At 70.4% G+C, this 17,039-nt stretch carries 14 protein-coding genes; 10 read left to right on the top strand and 4 right to left on the bottom strand.

Annotated features, from left to right (window positions below; all coding sequences use genetic code 11):
• Nucleotides 1-20: 20 nt before the first annotated feature.
• From BN4251_RS03380 to BN4251_RS03370, 3 genes are all read left to right on the top strand, one after another.
• The gene (locus tag BN4251_RS03380; RefSeq protein ID WP_087483742.1) at nucleotides 21-1,847 is read left to right on the top strand and encodes an ABC transporter ATP-binding protein; all 1,827 of its coding nucleotides are present in this window, start codon (nucleotides 21-23) and stop codon (nucleotides 1,845-1,847) included.
• Nucleotides 1,844-3,670: an ABC transporter ATP-binding protein gene (locus tag BN4251_RS03375; RefSeq protein WP_087483741.1), complete on the top strand. Its 1,827-nt coding sequence runs from the start codon at nucleotides 1,844-1,846 to the stop codon at nucleotides 3,668-3,670. Before BN4251_RS03380 ends, BN4251_RS03375 begins: the two co-directional genes overlap by 4 nt.
• Before the next feature lie 205 nt (nucleotides 3,671-3,875).
• Complete coding sequence (locus tag BN4251_RS03370) at nucleotides 3,876-4,391, top strand: lamin tail domain-containing protein (RefSeq protein WP_087483740.1); 516 nt, start codon at nucleotides 3,876-3,878, stop codon at nucleotides 4,389-4,391.
• A gap of 24 nt (nucleotides 4,392-4,415) precedes the next feature.
• Here BN4251_RS03370 and BN4251_RS03365 read toward each other — a convergent pair whose 3' ends face one another.
• Nucleotides 4,416-5,072, bottom strand: a complete 657-nt coding sequence (locus tag BN4251_RS03365) for a GNAT family N-acetyltransferase (RefSeq protein WP_087483903.1) — start codon at nucleotides 5,070-5,072, stop codon at nucleotides 4,416-4,418.
• A gap of 157 nt (nucleotides 5,073-5,229) precedes the next feature.
• Here BN4251_RS03365 and BN4251_RS03360 point away from each other — a divergent pair, with 157 nt between their 5' ends.
• Nucleotides 5,230-5,577, top strand: a complete 348-nt coding sequence (locus BN4251_RS03360) for a hypothetical protein (protein ID WP_087483739.1) — start codon at nucleotides 5,230-5,232, stop codon at nucleotides 5,575-5,577.
• A 127-nt stretch (nucleotides 5,578-5,704) separates the two neighbouring features.
• A complete protein-coding gene (locus BN4251_RS03355) occupies nucleotides 5,705-6,334 on the top strand; it encodes a pyroglutamyl-peptidase I (protein ID WP_087483738.1) in 630 nt (209 codons plus the stop codon).
• 716 nt (nucleotides 6,335-7,050) lie between these two features.
• On the opposite strand, the gene BN4251_RS03350 is transcribed toward BN4251_RS03355, so the two are convergent.
• Nucleotides 7,051-7,968 (bottom strand): rhomboid family intramembrane serine protease, encoded by a 918-nt coding sequence (locus BN4251_RS03350; RefSeq protein WP_087483902.1) that lies wholly within the window; start codon nucleotides 7,966-7,968, stop codon nucleotides 7,051-7,053.
• Between the two features lie 172 nt (nucleotides 7,969-8,140).
• On the opposite strand from BN4251_RS03350, the gene BN4251_RS03345 reads away from it, so the two are divergent.
• A complete protein-coding gene (locus tag BN4251_RS03345; RefSeq protein ID WP_087483737.1) occupies nucleotides 8,141-9,343 on the top strand; it encodes a hypothetical protein in 1,203 nt (400 codons plus the stop codon).
• 132 nt (nucleotides 9,344-9,475) lie between these two features.
• On the opposite strand, the gene BN4251_RS03340 is transcribed toward BN4251_RS03345, so the two are convergent.
• A complete protein-coding gene (locus BN4251_RS03340) occupies nucleotides 9,476-10,012 on the bottom strand; it encodes a peptidylprolyl isomerase (protein ID WP_087483736.1) in 537 nt (178 codons plus the stop codon).
• A gap of 192 nt (nucleotides 10,013-10,204) precedes the next feature.
• On the opposite strand from BN4251_RS03340, the gene BN4251_RS03335 reads away from it, so the two are divergent.
• From BN4251_RS03335 to BN4251_RS03320, 4 genes are all read left to right on the top strand, one after another.
• Nucleotides 10,205-10,975 (top strand): hypothetical protein, encoded by a 771-nt coding sequence (locus tag BN4251_RS03335; RefSeq protein WP_087483735.1) that lies wholly within the window; start codon nucleotides 10,205-10,207, stop codon nucleotides 10,973-10,975.
• 32 nt (nucleotides 10,976-11,007) lie between these two features.
• Entirely contained in the window at nucleotides 11,008-11,631 is a 624-nt protein-coding gene (locus BN4251_RS03330; RefSeq protein ID WP_087483734.1) for a GNAT family N-acetyltransferase, read from the top strand.
• Nucleotides 11,632-11,641: 10 nt separating this feature from the next.
• A complete protein-coding gene (gene gluQRS, locus BN4251_RS03325; RefSeq protein WP_087483733.1) occupies nucleotides 11,642-12,562 on the top strand; it encodes a tRNA glutamyl-Q(34) synthetase GluQRS in 921 nt (306 codons plus the stop codon).
• A 92-nt stretch (nucleotides 12,563-12,654) separates the two neighbouring features.
• On the top strand, nucleotides 12,655-15,753 hold the full coding sequence (locus BN4251_RS03320; RefSeq protein ID WP_170931812.1) for a YhgE/Pip domain-containing protein: 3,099 nt from the start codon (nucleotides 12,655-12,657) through the stop codon (nucleotides 15,751-15,753).
• 310 nt (nucleotides 15,754-16,063) lie between these two features.
• Here the strand turns inward: BN4251_RS03320 and BN4251_RS03315 are convergent, their stop codons facing one another.
• Nucleotides 16,064-16,945, bottom strand: a complete 882-nt coding sequence (locus tag BN4251_RS03315; protein WP_245810174.1) for an endonuclease domain-containing protein — start codon at nucleotides 16,943-16,945, stop codon at nucleotides 16,064-16,066.
• Nucleotides 16,946-17,039 lie beyond the last annotated feature (94 nt).

Below are 17,039 nucleotides of genomic sequence, written 5' to 3'. Positions count from 1 at the left end.
CCCCGAGGTTCACTCTCCCCATGCTCGGCACCATGCGCCGTCTCTGGCAGACGGTCCGTCCGATTCGCTTCCGTCTCTACCTCGGCCTGCTGAGCGCCATGACGGCCTCGATCGTCGCGCTGATGATCCCGCAGGTCCTCGAGTTCATCGTCAACCGCCTCGGCACCGACGCCACCGCCGCCACCATCTGGACCGGGGGCGCGATCGTGCTCGCCCTCGGCATCGTCGAGGCCTCCCTGATCTGGCTGCGCCGCACCTTCGCGGTCGCGCCCTCGACCACCGTCGAGAAGCAGATCCGGGTGAACTTCTACGAGAAGGTCCAGAACCTCCCCGTCTCCTTCCACGACGGGTGGGGCTCCGGCCAGCTGCTCTCGCGCATGATGAGCGACATCAACCAGATCCGCCGCTGGATCGCCTTCGGCATGATCATGGCGGTCACCAACGTGGTCACCATCTCGGTGGGCATGGTGCTGCTGATCCGCTCCTCCGCGGCCCTGGCGCTGATCTTCTTCCTGGCCGCCGTGCCGGTGACGATCATCGCCTACCGCTTCAACCGCAGCTTCTCCGTGCTCTCGCGCCTCTCCCAGGACCAGAACGGCGATCTGGCCACCACCATCGAGCAGTCCGTGCAGGGCATCCGCGTGCTCAAGGCCTTCGGCCGCGGCCCGTCGGCCCTCGAGGGGTTCACCGAGCAGGCCGAGGAGCTGCGCCGCACCGAGGTGCGCAAGGCCACAGCGATCGCGCGTTTCGACATGTTCATGTTCATGCTGCCCGAGCTCGCGCTCGGCGTGGCGCTGCTGGTGGGCCTGCACCTGACCGCCTCGGGCCAGATCACCACCGGCCAGCTCGCCTCCTACTTCGCGACCGCCACCCTGGTGGTGGGGCCGGTGCGCATGCTCGGGATGCTGCTGGGCCAGGCCGTCAACGCCACCACCGCCCTTGACCGCCACTACGAGGTGATGGACACCGCCAACGAGATCACCTCCCTCGAGGACGCCGCCCCGATCGACCGCGCGGCCGCGAAGGGCGCCGTGCGCTTCGAGGGCGTCCACTTCCGCTACCAGGATGCGCCGGACCACGTCCTGGACGTCATCGACGGGGTGAACCTCGAGATCCGCCCCGGCGAGACCATGGCCCTGGTGGGCGTGACCGGCAGCGGCAAGTCCACCCTGCTGCAGCTGGTGCCGCGTCTGTACGACGTCACCTCCGGCGCCATCACCATCGACGGCGTGGACATCCGCGAGATGAGCCTGCTGGACCTGCGCTCCCTCACCGCGGTCGCCTTCGAGGACGCGACCCTGTTCTCCGACTCGGTGCGCGACAACGTGTTGCTGGGTGCGGACCCCTCGCTCAGCGACGCGGAGGCCGAGGAGCTGCTGCACCTCGCGCTGCGCACCGCCGATGCGAGCTTCGCCCTCGAGCTGCCCGAGGGAGTGGACACCCGCATCGGCGAGGAGGGCATGAGCCTCTCCGGCGGCCAGCGCCAGCGCCTGGCCCTGGCCCGTTCGATCGCCGCGAAGCCCGCGGTGCTGCTGCTGGATGATCCGCTCTCGGCGCTGGACACCAAGACCGAGGAGACCGTCACGGGGCGTCTGCGCGAGGTGCTCGAGGGCACCACCACGCTGATCGTCGCCCACCGCACCTCGACCGTCGCCCTCGCGGACCGCGTCGCCCTGCTCGAGGGCGGCCGCGTCGTCGCCGTCGGCACCCACGCGGAGCTCATGGAGAGCTCCGCCCGGTACCGGTGGGTGATCGCCCACCAGGCCGAGGAGAGACGCCGCGACCAGGACATCGAGACCCTCACCGGTGAGCTCGAGCTTCGTGCGATCCAGGAGGAGGGCCGATGAGCACCGCTCCCGCCACGAACCAGCAGCCGGATCAGAACGATCCGGAGCACCAGACCTTCACCGCCGCCGAGAACAAGGCCTCCCGCAAGCGCTCCTTCGCGCTGCTCGGAGAGCTGATCTCCCCGGTCAAGGGCCAGTTCGTGCTGATGGCGATCATGGTCGTCATCGCGCAGCTCGCCGTGGTGGCCGGCCCCGCGATCATCGCCTGGGGCATCGACCACGGACTGCCCTCGCTGATGGCCGGCGATCCCGTCCCGGCCTACCAGGCCGCGGGCCTCGCCGTCGGCGCCGCGATCATCGGCGGCGTGCTCACCTACGGGTACGTGCGCCAGTCGGTGGTGGTGGGGCAGCGGATGCTGCTGGCGCTGCGCCGGAAGGTCTTCCGCTTCACCCAGAAGCAGGACCTCGAGTTCCACGAGTCCTACACCTCGGGCCGGATCGTCTCCCGCCAGACCTCCGACATGGAGGCGCTGCGCGAGCTGCTGGACTCGGGCGTGAACGTGATGGTCGGCGCCTCGCTGTCGATGGTGTTCACGATCGTGCTGATCGTGACCATGGACCCGGTGACAGGCCTGGTCATGCTGCTGATGCTGATCCCCTGTGTGATGCTCACCGTGTGGTTCCAGAAGCGCTCTCGCATCGAGTACCGCGCGATCCGCACCCACTCCGCACGGCTGATCGTCCACTTCGTCGAGGCGATGGCCGGGATCCGCGCCGTCAAGGCGTTCCGCAAGGAGGAGCGCAACCAGGCGGAGTTCGACACCCTCGCCCAGGACTACCGCGACGCCTCGATGCGCTCGATCAACGTCTTCGGCATCTACCAGCCGGCGCTGCGCGTGCTCGCCAACATCACCATCGCCGCCGTGCTGGTGGTGGGCGGCTTCCGCGTGCTCGAGGGGAACCTGCAGGTGGGCGTGCTGGTCGCGCTCGTGCTCTACTCGCGGCGCTTCTTCCAACCCGTCGATGAGATCGCGAACTTCTACAACGCCTTCCAGTCCGCGGTGGCGGCGCTCGAGAAGATCGCGAACCTCCTCGCGGTCCAGCCGCACGTCAAGGAGTCCCGCACCCCCACCCCGCTGCCCAGCTCCGATGGGCAGGTTGACTTCGAGAACGTGTCCTTCCGGTACACCGAGGACGGTCCGCTCGTCCTCAAACCACTGGATCTGCACATCCCCGCCGGTCAGACCGTCGCCCTGGTGGGGCAGACGGGCGCCGGGAAGTCCACGGTCGCGAAGCTCATCGCCCGCTTCTACGACGCGACCGAGGGAGCGGTGACGCTCGACGGCGTGGACCTGCGGGACATCTCGATGACCGATCTGACCCGCAACATCGTGATGGTCACCCAGGAGGCGTACCTTTTCTCCGGCACCGTCGCGGACAACATCGCGCTCGGCAAGCCCGGTGCGAGCCGGGAGGAGATCGAAGCGGCGGCCCGCGCGATCGGTGCGGATGAGTTCATCGAGAAGCTCCCCTACGGCTACGACACCGACGTGAGCAAGCGCGGCGGGAGGGTCAGCGCAGGGCAGCGCCAGCTGATCTCCTTCGCGCGCGCCTTCCTCGCCGATCCGCGGGTGCTGATCCTCGACGAGGCCACCAGCTCCCTGGACATCCCCTCCGAGCGGATGGTCCAGGAGGGCCTGACGAAGCTGCTCGGCCAGCGCACCTCGCTGATCATCGCGCACCGTCTGACCACGGTGATGATCGCGGATCGGGTGCTGGTGGTGCACGGCGGCGAGGTGGTCGAGGACGGCTCCCCCACCGAGCTGGTCGCCGCCGGGGGGCGTTTCGCCGCGCTGTACCAGGCGTGGCAGGACTCGATGTGAGCTGAGGGCCGCATGCGGTCAGCGGTGGGCGGCGCGGGCGGTGTGAGCGAGCCGTCGCAGCCGGGGCCGGAAGTCCCTTCTGCCGGAGCGGATCCCGCGCTACATTCCTCTCAGAACCACCCACCTCGATCCTGAGGAGCCAGAGGAGCGCTGCCGCTCCTGCGGCCGGCCACCCGCGGATCCCTCTCACACCCTCAGGATCACCATGTCCCTCGCCCTCGCCCCGCGCGCCCGGTTCCTGGTCGCCCTGCTCGCCGCCGTCCTGGTGGCCTCTCTCCTGGCGATCGCTCCGCCCGCTGCGGACGCCGCAGTGAAGAAGCCGCTGGACATCGTGAAGGTCTACTACGATCCGCCCGGCAAGGACCACTCGAAGAACTCCGACTACACCAAGGAGTACATCCAGGTGAAGAACACGGGGAAGAAGACGTTGACGCTGACCGGATACACGATCCGCGACAACGGTCCGCAGAAGTTCACCTTCCCCAAGGGGACGAAGCTCAAACCCGGCAAGACTCTCACCCTCCGCTCCGGCAAGGGCAAGAGCAGCTCGAGCACGCTGTACTGGGGCAAGTCGAGCTACATCTGGAACAACACCGGCGACACCGCCCGGCTGTACTCGAACAAGGGCAAGCTGCTGGAGTCCTGCGCCTACAAGGGCGGCACCCACAAGAAGGCGACGAAGAAGTCGGTGCGCACCACCACGACCACGGCGTTCTGCTGAGGCCGCGGCCCTGACGGGGACCGCTCAGGCGCCGAGCATGGCGCGCAGCTGCGGCGTGAGCCCCTCGACCTCGACACCCACGCTCGGCCGTCGGAACGACTCGGGCGTGACCAGGAAGCGCTGCTCGGGCTCGACGCGGCCGGGCAGAGCGGAGATCTGGGTGCCGTTCTCGACGTAGCCGCAGGCACGGGAGACCCCGAACGAGGCGTCGTTCCCGAGCACCGCGGAGGATTCCGCGCGCTCGGCGCCGAGGTGGTCGAAGGCGAGCACCAGCATCGCCTGGCGCATCAGGGTGCCGTAGCCCCTGCCGTGCGCCTCGAGGGTGAGCCAGGAGCCGGAGCTGACGGTGCGGCGCTCGGCGAATCGCTCCGCGGAGACGTCCTGGCAGCCGATCAGCCGGCCCTGCGCCCAGATCCCGAAGGGGAGCGTCCACTTCTCGGGGCCGACCGCGCTGCGCAGCTGCCACTGGAAGCTCAGCGCATTGCGCACCCTTTCCTCGGGCTCGGCGCGATACCAGTGGAACACCGCCGGGGACTGCGGGTCCTCGAAGATCGGCCGACGCAGGAGCTCGGCGTACTCGGGCAGGTCCGCATCCCTCAGCGTGCGCAGGGTCAGGTCCCCGGCGCGCAGGACGAGACCGAAGGGCGGGTGCAGGAGCGCGAGGTCCGGGCGTTCGGTCATCGCCACAGGATAGACCGCGGCACTCGGGTGCCGAGGGCGCCGGACGACCGGCCACCTCCACCGCGGAGGAGACGCGTGCCACGCACTTCGCCATGACCAGCCGAGACACAGCCGGCTCCCAGACGACACCCTGTCAGAATCTTGTAGGCTCCGCCTCATGAGCGTCCTGCACACCGTCATCCTGCTCGCCCACATCTTCGGCACCGCCGCTCTGGTCGGCGGCTGGCTGGCCACCTTCCGCACCCCTACGGTCGGTGTCTGGCAGCACTACGGCGCCTGGATCCAGCTGGTCACCGGGCTGCTGCTGGTCGGTCTGCTCGAGATGGGCGACGGCACCGTGAACCACATGAAGATCGGCATCAAGCTGCTGATCGTGATCGGCATCGTGGTGGCCGCGGTGATCGGTCGCCGCAAGATCGCCCGCGGCGAGGAGGTCTCCAAGGGCCTCGCCCACGCCGTCGGCGGCCTCGCCCTGATCAACATGGCGATCGCCGTCCTCTGGTGATCTCGCTCCCCGACTGATCTCGGTGCCCGCCTGAGCCCGCTCCCCGACTGAGCCCGCCGCGCGCGCGAGCGCCTGCGCCTGCGCCTGCGTCGGCCAGCACCCGCAGCTCCCCACTTACGCTGGGACCATGACGATCGACGTGCTGCTGACCGGCTTCTCCCCCTTCGCCGGAGCGGCGCGTAACGAGTCGTGGGACGCCGTCGTGCTCGCCTCGCCCATGCTGCGCGAGCAGGGCCTGGATGTGGTGGAGGTCGAGCTCCCGGTCGAGTTCGGCCGCGCGGGTGCGCTGCTGCTGGAGGCGCTGAGCGCACATCGCCCGCGCGTGGTGATCGCGACGGGCCTCGCCGCAGGGCGCACCGCCATCACCCCCGAGCGGGTCGCGATCAACGTGCGCGACGCGCGCATCCCCGACAACGCCGGCGCGAGCCCGATCGACGAGCCCGTGGTGCCCGGCGCGCCGGTCGGCTACTTCTCCACTCTGCCGATCAAGGCGATGGTCGCCGCGCTCGCGACCGACGGGACGCCGGGCTCGGTCTCCCAGACCGCAGGGACCTACGTGTGCAACGACGTGTTCTTCCAGCTGCAGCATCGGCTGGCCACGGATGCGGCGCTCGGTGGGATCCGGGGCGGGTTCGTCCACGTGCCGTCAGCCGATGTGGTCGACGCCCGCAGTGCCGCCCGAGCCCTGGTGCGGCTGGTCGAGGTCGCCCTGCGCACCCAGGCGGATGCCCCGCTCGCAGGCGGCGCGGAGCACTGAGGAGCACTGCTGTCCACCCTGAGAGGGAGGCGTGGACAGGCCTGCGCTCCTGGCGGCTCGGTCGCTGTGCACAACCGGTGCGTCGAGGCTGTCATCCCCATTCTCGGACCGGTTCTCCACACCACAGGACCAGTTATCCACATCGTTGTCCACAGGCGTGGACGAATGACATTCGTGTAGTTCCGCAGGTCCCGCGAGGACGTCGGGCGTGTCGCGCCCGGGGCGGTGCCATGGCGCCCTGACGCCCCTCCCTCCGCCGCCTGAGACGTCCTCTCACGACGACGACGCTATTTCTGCAGGTCAGATCGATGCTGCCGGGTGGAGTGCGAGTCTCACGCGCGAGCTCGCGCGGCATCGCCGCAGACTGCGGGACTGTGGGATGACCGACAGCAGCGGCGTCTCCTCCTCGGGGCCGCCAAGTTCTCCCCACCGTCCGTCCACAACAGATCTGTGGTTATCCACAGCAAGTGCCTGCAATCCCCATCGACGCCACGAGTTATCCCCATTTTCGTCCACAGCTGGGGAAAACCACACGCATGTAGTTCGCCGGGACGTCCGCGAACGGGCGCGCGGGGAGGTATAGGGACGAGGTGTAGGGGGCGGCGCGGCGACTCAGGTCTGCGGGCTTCGAGTCCGTGCGACTCAGGCCCTCGCGATGCGGGACCGCGCGAGCCAGGCCCGCGCGAGCCAGGCCCGCGCGGGCGCGAGGAGGGCCCTCAGAGGGCCAGCACCATCATCGTCTTGACGACGATCAGCACCACGCACAGCACCGTCGCACCGACGAAGACTCCCGTGTGCACGAGCGCGGAGCGCCGCGCGAGAGCCTGACGGTCCGCACCGGGCGAGGCCTTGGGCCGCAGCGCGAACATCGCCGCGGTGACGATCCCTCCCAGCACCAGGCCGCCCAGGTGCCCCTGCCAGGAGATGCCGGGGACGGTGAAGGTGATGACGAGATTCAGGCCGATGAGCACCAGGATGCTGGCGGTCTGCCCGCCCAGCTGGCGGGTCACGATGAGCATCGCGGCGAACAGGCCGAACACACCGCCGCTGGCGCCGAGCGTGCCGGAGACCCATGCCATGCCGAACGGATCGGCCAGGAGGTAGATGGCCGTGTGACCGCCGAGCACGGAGACCAGGAACAGCGCGGCGTAGCGGATGTGACCGAGCACGCGCTCGAGATGCTGACCCACCAGCCACAGCGCGATCATGTTCAGCGCGAGGTGCACGAGGCTGCCGTGCAGGAAGCCGGCGCTGAAGAAGGTCCACGGCATCATCACCGCGCGGATCGGGACGAACAGTCCCAGCTGCTCGACGATCTGGGGCACCAGCATCTGGCCCACGTACGTCACGACGCTCAGCGCGATCAGCGCATAGGTCACGTACGGGGTGCTCTGCCCCATGCGGCCGCCCATCGCGTTGCGGGGGCGGGTGGAGGCCTGCTGACGCATCACCTCGCGCTCGCAGTCCGCGCACAGCACGCCCACCGGGGTGGGGCGCTGGCAGTCGGGGCACGCCGGACGCTCACAGCGCTTGCAGCGCACATAGCTCACCCGGTCCGTGTGGCGGGGGCAGACGGGCTGTGCCTGCGGCTCCGGGGAGTTCTCGGCGCTGTAGCCGTAGCTGGGTCGATCCATGGAGTCCATTCCACCACGCACAGCTGTGCCCGACCCGAGCAGGCGATGCCCCTTCTGCGCACGTGGCGCGGTGCGGGGTGTGATCTCCCCGGCACTCTTCCCGGCCGCTTTCTCCGATCCCCGCCGAATAGCTAGCGTGGCCAGGCAATCCCCTCCTCGCAGAAAGCACCCCATGACGTCCCGACGCCCCGCCCACCGTTCCTCGACCACCTCCGAGATCGCGCGTCGCGGCGTGCTGGTCGCTGGCCCGGCACTGCTGCTGGCCGGGTGCGGGATGCTCCCCGGCGGCGAGGAGGACGGCAGCGCGGCTGACGGCGCAGACGACGCGGCCGAGGCCGAGGAGGCGCCGCAGGAGGAGTCCGCGCCTCCGGCCGACACCGTCGCCACCGCCGACTTCGACGTGCTCGAGGTGGAGGACGAGACCGCCGCGGGACGACTCATGTCCCGTGTCGAGGACTCCGAGACCATGATCCACCCCTACGCCCAGGCCACCGTGATCGCCACGACCCTGCTCGACAGCCTCACCGCCGAGCAGTTCACCGCCCTGACCGGCGAGGAGGTCCCCGAGGTGGACAGCCCGGACCCGGACGTCGACGAAGAGCAGCTCGCCACCGTGATCCTGCCCGGGGAGATGAAGAAGTTCCTGCTCACGGCGTGGGAATCGACCGATCCTGAGTGGGCCCCCGCGGTGGACCCCACCTACACCGAGCTGCACATCACCTACGCGGGGAACCAGAGCATCCGCCTGGACTCCACCAGCGACGGGGACGCCGAGCGCAGCGGCACCGTGCTCGCGATCGTCGATGCCACACCCGATGCCGGCACCGTCGCGCTGCGCGCCGAGATGGGGAACGGCGTGCAGGAGCTGTCCCTGGTCGACGGCACGATCCTCACCACCCCAGCCCCGCGGATGTACGACCGCGGCCTCGAGGTGGAGATCTCCGAGGCGACGACGCTCGATACGAAGGTCCCCGACGGTCTCGGTCAGGACTTCATGACCCTCCACGGCACGGTCGAGGAGGCCTACCTCTCCCCGTACGTGAGCGCCGGTCTCGATTACGGAGGCAGCCTGGGCTGGGCGAGCGAGGACGAGATCCACCTGGTGATCCCGCTGACCTGGGACCGTGATTTCTCCTCCAACGTCAAGGAGCTCACCGAGGTCGTGCTGGTGCTGCCCGACGGCACTGAGCTGCGCCCCGCTCAGGACCAGAGGACGATGTTCCGGAGCGCTCACAGCCAGCCGATCGCGACCTTCACCATCCCCGCCGATCTGGACACGGCGACGGTGAAGGTCATGCCCCGCTTCGGCCAGGTGCTGGACGAGGACTTCGAGCAGGTCGAGGACCCGGTCACTGCGACGCTGACCTTCCCCTGACCGGGGACGCCGGGGCCCCGCCGCGCCCCGCACTGCGTCGACGCACAGCGAAGCAGCCCGCCCCCGGGAACCGGGGACGGGCTGCTCGTCGCGTCGGACCGGCCACTCAGCGCGGCGACGGCCCGTGTGGGATCACTTCTCGATGGTCACCGAGTTGATGACGACGTCCTCGAGGGGACGGTCGCGCATATCGGTCTTGACCTGCTCGATCGCGTCGACGACCTTCTTGGAGTCCTCGTCGGCGACCTGACCGAACACGGTGTGCTTGCCCTGCAGGTGCGGGGTGGGGCCCACGGTGATGAAGAACTGCGAGCCGTTGGTGCCCGAGGGGCGGCCGGTCAGCGCGTTGCGGCGCTTGCCCGCATTGGCCATCGCCAGCACGTAGGGCTCGTTGAAGTTCTTCTCCGAGATCTCGTCGTCGAAGGTGTAGCCGGGGCCGCCGGTGCCGGTGCCCAGCGGGTCACCGCCCTGCAGCATGAAGCCCGCGATGATGCGGTGGAAGATGACGCCGTCGTAGAACGGACGGGTGACCTTCTCGCCGGTCTCCGGGTCCGAGAACTCCTTGGAGCCCTCGGCGAGGCCCACGAAGTTCTCGACGGTCTTGGGGGCGTGGTGGGGGAACAGCTCGAGACGGATGTCCCCGTGGTTGGTGTGAAGAGTTGCGAACATGGCGTCATCCTCGCATACGGCGACCTGACCGAACGGACGGGCCAGTCCGTGCCCACCTTCTTCACATCGCCTGTGAGCGGGTGGGCCCGATCGCGTTAGAGTTGAGACACACGGGTCCGCGCAGCCACGGCTGCGTCGGCCCAGGGACCACCGTCGGCCCGACCCGACGGATTCGACCGAGAGGGGAACCCCATGGCGCTGTCCACCAAGCGGAAGGCCAAGAAGGCCGCGAAGCAGGCGGAGAAGGTCACCGACGCCGCCGGCTCGACCGCGCAGAAGGCCGAGAAGGCCGTCGAGGAGCTGCAGAAGCTCGCCGCGCAGGTGGGTCCTGTGGTGTCCGAGGGTGCACGCGAAGCCCGCACCAAGGCCACTGAGCTCTACGACCAGTACGCCCCCGAGGCCCAGGCGAAGCTTCGCGAGCAGTCCGACAAGCTCACCCAGAACCTCGGCCCCCGCGCGGACAAGCTCCGCCACGACGTGCAGGACGACTACCTCCCGCGCGCCCGCAAGACCGCCGAGACCACCGGCACCGTCCTGAAGGCGGCCGTGGACGCCGCCCGCAAGGAGCTCGACAAGGGCCAGGGCGACATCCGCTCGGCCGTCCTCGAGCCCACCCCGCAGCCCAAGAAGGGCCGCGCCGGCAAGGTGCTGCTGATCCTGGGCCTGGCCGCAGCGGGTGCCGCCGCCGGCTACGTGGTCTGGCAGAAGACCCGTCCGGTCGAGGATCCGTGGGCTCCGCCCGCCGACTTCGCCCGTGCGCACTACCCCGCGTCTGCTGCGAACGAGTCCGACTCCTCGACCGTCTCAGACACCGTCGGTTCGGCCGACGCCGGTGACGTGGCCTCCGCCCTGAAGGGCGAGGACCGCGCCTCCGACGTGGAGCCCAAGGAGGTCAAGGTCGATTCCGATCCGGAGGCCTCGGCCGACGACGAGAAGCGCGGCACCCACCGCAACGACTCCTGACCCAGCGCCCTCGGCGCCGCACGGAGGAGCCCGTGCCGTACAGCGCGGCGGTCCCGTCCCCGGACGGTGACCGCCGCGCTGACGTCGTGCCGCCGCGCAGGACCCTGCCGCGGATCCGCACCGCCCGTCTGGTGCTGACCCCGGTGCGCGGCGACGACCTCGACGCGCTGTTCGCGCTGCACTCCGATCCCCGGGCCTTCGAACGGGACTCCACCCCGCCGCTGCGTCAGCGCGCCCAGATGCGGCACGTGCTGGTGCAGTGGTGCCGGGCCTGGGTGGAGCACGGGCAGGGGTACTTCACGGTGCGGGCCCGCGAGGATCTCGCTCTGGAGACTCCGCTGCCGGCGGGCCTGCTGGGGGTGGTCGGCCTCACCGCGCTGCCCGCCGAGGAGGGTGCGCCGCTGAGCGCGTACTGGCGGCTGCGGCCCGAGGTCACCGGCCGGGGCGTCGCCTATGAGGCGATGCGGGCCGTGCTCGCCGACCCGCGCTGCGGGGCGCCGCGCCGCGAGGTGATCGCGGTGACGGCCGCCCGCAACCTGTCCTCCCGCACCCTCGCCGCCCGCCTCGGCTTCCGCCCCGCTCCCTCCCGACGGAGCGTTCCAGGCGGGCGAGCGGGCGATGTGCTGCTGGTGCGTCCCGCTCCCTCCGATTCCTAGACTGGCGAGCATGTCCACCGCTCCCACCACGCCCGGCGCAGGCCGTTACGCCCCCTCTCCCAGCGGCGACCTGCACCTGGGGAACCTGCGCACCGCGATCCTCGCCTGGGTGCTCGCCCGACGCACCGGCCGCGCATTCCACCTGCGCGTCGAGGATCTGGACCGGGTGAAGGAGGGCTCCGAGCAGCGCCAGCTCGAGGACCTCGCCGCCGTCGGCCTGGACTGGGACGGCGAGGTGGTGCGCCAGAGCGGGCGCGGCCCCGCCCACCAGCAGGCGATCACGAAGCTCGAGGCGCAGGACCGGGTGTTCGAGTGCTACTGCACGCGGCGCGAGATCCTCGAGGCGCCCAGCGCCCCGCACGCCCCACCCGGCGCCTATCCCGGCACCTGCCGTGACCTGAGCGCCGCGAAGCGTGAGCAGGGCCGGGCTCGCATGCGGGAGCTGCGCCGGGAGCCTGCCCTGCGGCTGCGGTCCGATGTGACGTCCTGGCAGGTGCAGGACCTGTGGGCCGGCGAGGTGACCGGGGCCGTCGATGATCTGGTGCTGCAGCGCGGCGACGGCGTGGTCGCCTACAACCTGGCCGTGGTGGTCGATGACGCGGCCGCTGGTGTGGACCAGGTGGTGCGGGCCGATGATCTGCTCAGCTCCGCACCGCGGCAGGCGCACCTCGCGCAGCTGCTGGGCCTGCCCGAGCCGGGCTACGCGCACGTGCCGCTCGCGGTGAACGCGCACGGCACGCGCCTGGCCAAGCGCGACGGCGCGGTCACGCTGCGGGATCGACGTGACCGCGGGGAGACGGCGGAGGAGGTCGTCGAGCGGATCGGGCGTTCGTTAGGGGTCGTCGGCGCTCGCAGCGCACGCGACCTGCTCGACCGCTGGGACCCGGCCACGTTGCCGAGGCACCCCTGGACGGTCGATCTGCCGGACTGAGACCGACGGGCAACGTCAGCCTCGTCGGTCTTACCACATTTCTCTCCAACCTCTGACGCCTCTCGATACGCGAATGTATCGTGTGCGCTGTGATGTCCCTCCTCCGTGCACTGCTCTCCACCGTCTCCTCGGCCGCACGCGCCACGTTCGATGTGCTCTCCCGCAGCCTCGAGGCGACGGGTCAAGGACTCTCCGCTCTCGGGCGCGGGTTCGTGGCGCTGCTGCCGGGAGAGTGGAAGAAGCCGATCGCGGCCCTGTTCGTCGCAGGCCTCGCCACGGTCCCCCTGGTCTACTCTGGCAACATGACCTGGTCGTTCCTCGACCCGAGCAACAATCTCGACCAGGTCACCGCCGCCGTGGTGAACGAGGACGAGGGCGCCACCGCCACCGCCCCGGACGGCCAGGAGACCGAGCTGGAGGTGGGCGCGGAGTTCACGGAGACGCTGCTTGACCTGGACAAGGAGACCGTCTACCGCTTTGTCGAGGTATCCCCCGGAGAGGCACAACGGGGGCTCGCCGACGGCACCTACGGTGCGACCGTCGAGATCCCCTCCGACTTCTCCGCGAACATCGCCTCCCTCGGCGGGGACGCCGAGGAGGCCGCCCCCGCCCTGCTGACCGTGACCACCAACGACTCGATCAACTATGTGGGCGGCAACTTCACCAAGTCGGTGGGCACGGCACTGACCGATTCACTGCGCTCGAGCGTGCTCGAGCAGTACCTGGGCCAGATCTACGTGGGCTTCACGACCATCCACGACGGCCTCGGCGACGCCGTGGACGGAGCGGGCGAGCTCACCGACGGCGCCACCACCCTGCACGACGGCACCGGGGACCTCGTCGACGGCAGCGCCGAGCTCGCCGACGGCACGGGACAGCTGGTGGACGGCAGCGCGGACCTGGCCGACGGGGCCGGCGCCCTGCACACCGGCGGACTCGACCTCGTGGTGGGCCTGGACCAGCTCAGCGCCGGTGCGGTGACCCTGCGTGACGGCACCGCGCGACTCGACGCCGGTGCCCAGGAGCTGCGCACGGGCCTGGTGACCCTCGACGAGAACGGACAGCCGCTGCGCAGCGGCGCCCAACAGCTCGCCACCGGCACATCGGAACTGGCCACCGGCGCGGGCACCCTCGCCGACGGCGCGGGGCAGGTCGCCCAGGGCACCCGTCGGCTCGACGAGAGCGTCACCGCCGCGCAGCAGCGCGCAGAGGAGCTGGGCGTGACCTCGCAGAGCGTCCAGCGCACGAGCGAGGACCTCGTCACCGCGATCGATACGCTCGAGGAGATCGCCACGGACCTCCCCGGGCGACTCGAAGGCCCGGTCACCACCGCCGGCACCCTCTCCGAGACCGCCACCGCGCTCGACGAGACCGCGACCGGGCTGGACGAGACCGCGCAGAACCTCGACAGGTCCGCCGCCGACCGCACTGAGGACGCTCGTACGCTGCGCGACGGCGCCGCCACGATCGGCGAGGACGCCACCGCATCGGACGAGGAGATCCAGACCGCGGACGAGGCCGCCACCACCGCCTCCGGCAGCGCGGCCACCGCCGAGGAGAGCGTGCGCGAATACACCGGGCAGGTCGACGACCTCGCCGCACGCTGCGAGGAATCCGGCGCCGACGCCGCCTTCTGCGAGGAGCTCACGCGCATCGCGGATTCCTCGCCGCAGGTGCGCGAGGACGCCACGCAGGCCTCCACCGACGCGCGCGCGACCGCAGAGGCCACGGGTGCCGCGTCCGAGCGGTCGACGGAGATCGCCGAGACCGCCTCCGGCATGAGCGACTCCGCGGACTCGATGGTCACCTATCTCGAGGGACTCTCGGAGACCACCTCGACTCTCGCCGGCACCACCTCCTCCGTCACTGAGCGCACCGGCACCCTCGCCGAGAGCGCCTCGACCCTCGAACAGGACCTCACCGGCCTGCGCGATGAGGCCGTCACGGCCGCACCCGCCCCCGAATCGAGCACGAACGCCTCCGACCTCGCCGCTGATCTCGCCGAACAGGCCCGCACCGCCGCAGAGGCGCTGCCTGAGGCCTACGGTGCACTCGAACAGGGTGCACAGGACGCGCGCCGCCTGAACACCGGCGCTCAGGAGGTCGCCTCGGGCGCGGACCGTCTCGCCGAGGCGAGCGGCACCGCGAGCGAGGGCGCACAGACCCTCTCCGGCGGCGTCACCCGCTACACGGACGGCGTGAGCACCGCCCGCGGCGGCGCCGAGCAGCTCGCCGGAGGCACCGGTGCCCTCAAGGACGGCGCCAGGCAGCTGGCCGACGGCACCGCAGAGGCGGGCGAGGGTGCCCAGCGGCTTGCTGACGGCGCCGGGCAGCTCGAGGACGGCGCCACGCGCCTGCACGACGGGGCTGAGCGCGTCGATGACGGTGCGGGCGACCTGGCCGAAGGCGCGGTCAGCCTCGACGACGGAGCCGGCGAGCTCGCGGACGGTGCGGAGGAGCTGCGCGACGGGCTCGCCGAATCCCAGGACGACATCCCCGCCTACAACGACGACGAGAGCGACACCCTCTCGGAGACCGCCGCAGAGCCCGTGAAGATGAGCTTCGAGCGCGAGCACGAGCTCGGCCGCTTCGGGGAGGGCCTCGCGCCGCTGTTCCTGGCGATCAGCCTGTGGGTGGGCGGTATGGCGATCTTCCTGATGATGCCGCCGTTCTCCGCCGCGGCCGCAGCCCGCGGCGTGGGCCCGGTGCGGTTGCTGGCCGGCGGTCTGCTGCCCGCACAGCTGCTGGGGCTGGTGCAGACCGCCATCGCCGTGAGCGCCCTCCACTGGCTCGTTGGGGTCTCGGTGGACGATCTGCCGCTGATGATGGGCCTGGCCGCCCTCACCTCCGCAGTGTTCGTGGCCCTGAACCATGGCTTCGGCGCCCTGTTCGGACCGGTCGGGAAGTTCGTGGCGCTGGTGCTGATCGCGATGCAGATCTCGGGGGCGGGCGGCACCTATCCGGTCCCGACCCTGCCGCAGTTCTTCCAGGTGATCCACCCGTTCCTGCCGATGACTCACGCCGTGGACGCCTTCCGCGGCGCGATAGGCGGAGGTTGGATCGACCCGACCGGAGATCTGCTGTGGCTGGGCGGCTGGCTCGTGCTCGGCCTCGCCCTGGGTCTGGCCGGCGCCGTCGTCCAGCGCCGCCGAGCCCTCACCGCCGATCGGGTACAGGACCAGGAGCGATGACTACGGCGATATCGGCATACGCCTCGTCATAGCGCCAGTACTCGACCATCCGCCCTCGCGGTGACACGGCTTCGGCCCGGCACGCGGCACCCGGCACCCAGCACCCAGCACCCAGCACCCAGCACCCAGCACACGGACCACGGACCACGGACCACGGACCACGGACCACGGACCACGGACCACGGACCACGGTCGCCTTCTGGTCCTGGGGCGATGAGTACGGAGATATCGGCGTACGCCTCGCCAGAGCGCCAGTACTCGACCAACCACCGGGAAGGTGATAGGGCTCCGGCCCGACCTGCCACGGCCGTCAGCCGGCGAGGGGGCGCCGGTGGTCGCGGCGGCGGAGGATCGTGAGGAGCTGTGCCTTGGTCTCCTCCCAGTCGAGGAAGACCTGCTCCCAGGTGAGTCGGGTGACCATGTAGCGACGAGCCTGGAGGCGCAGATCACGGGCCCGGTCCCGGTGGTACTGCTCGGGATTGTCGTGATAGGTGGTGCTGTCGCACTCGATGATCCAGCTCGTGCCGAGCTTGAGGTCGACACGACCCACCCCGGGGATCCGCACCTGCGGGGTGACCGGCACGTGCAGCGACTCCAGCCACCACCTCACCGCGGTCTCGGTTCCCGATTCGGACAGCGGGGTGACCCTCGAGAGCTGCGCGCGAAGCGCCGCGGGCAGCGACGCGAGGAGTCGTACCACCTCGCTCCTCGAGATCTTCCGCCGGTTCAGCGCGGATTCGAGCAGGATCGCGGCGTCCCGGACGGACAGGCAGCGCATCGCGTGCTCGAGAGCGAGAGGCAGGTCGGCGATCGGATCGCGGTCCGGCCAGCTCCTCATCGCGGAGCCGTGCATGACCAGGTCCCCACCTGTCACCAGGGCGTCCCCACCGATCGCCGCGGCTCCCCCGCCGCTCGCCGCTGCGAGCGCGCCCGTCATCACTGCTCCGCCGCCGGTCACCACGGCGTCCCCGCCTGTCATCGCTGCTCCGCCACCGGTCACCTCGGCGTCCCGGCGCGGCTCCACGGCTGCGAGCCCGCGGGGGCGGTACACGTGGTCACCCTCGTGCAGCGGCACCCAGAGTCCGTGATGCTGAGCCGCGGAGACACAGGTGGGGCGCACCCCGCGAGCGAGCAGGCGGACGAGGTCCGCGGGCGCTTCATCGGTGACGTACCAGGTACCGGTCCGCGACATTCGTCCTCGGCGGAGCAGACGCCGGCGATCGGCATCACTGATGCCGAGCCCGGCGAGGTCCGACCTGTGCGCGACTCCCGGGATCTTCATCCGA

The organism is Brachybacterium massiliense, assembly GCF_900184245.1.
Lineage (GTDB): Bacteria > Actinomycetota > Actinomycetes > Actinomycetales > Dermabacteraceae > Brachybacterium > Brachybacterium massiliense.
Note: the sequence above shows the minus strand (reverse complement) of the source record. Positions and strands in the feature narration are given on the sequence as shown.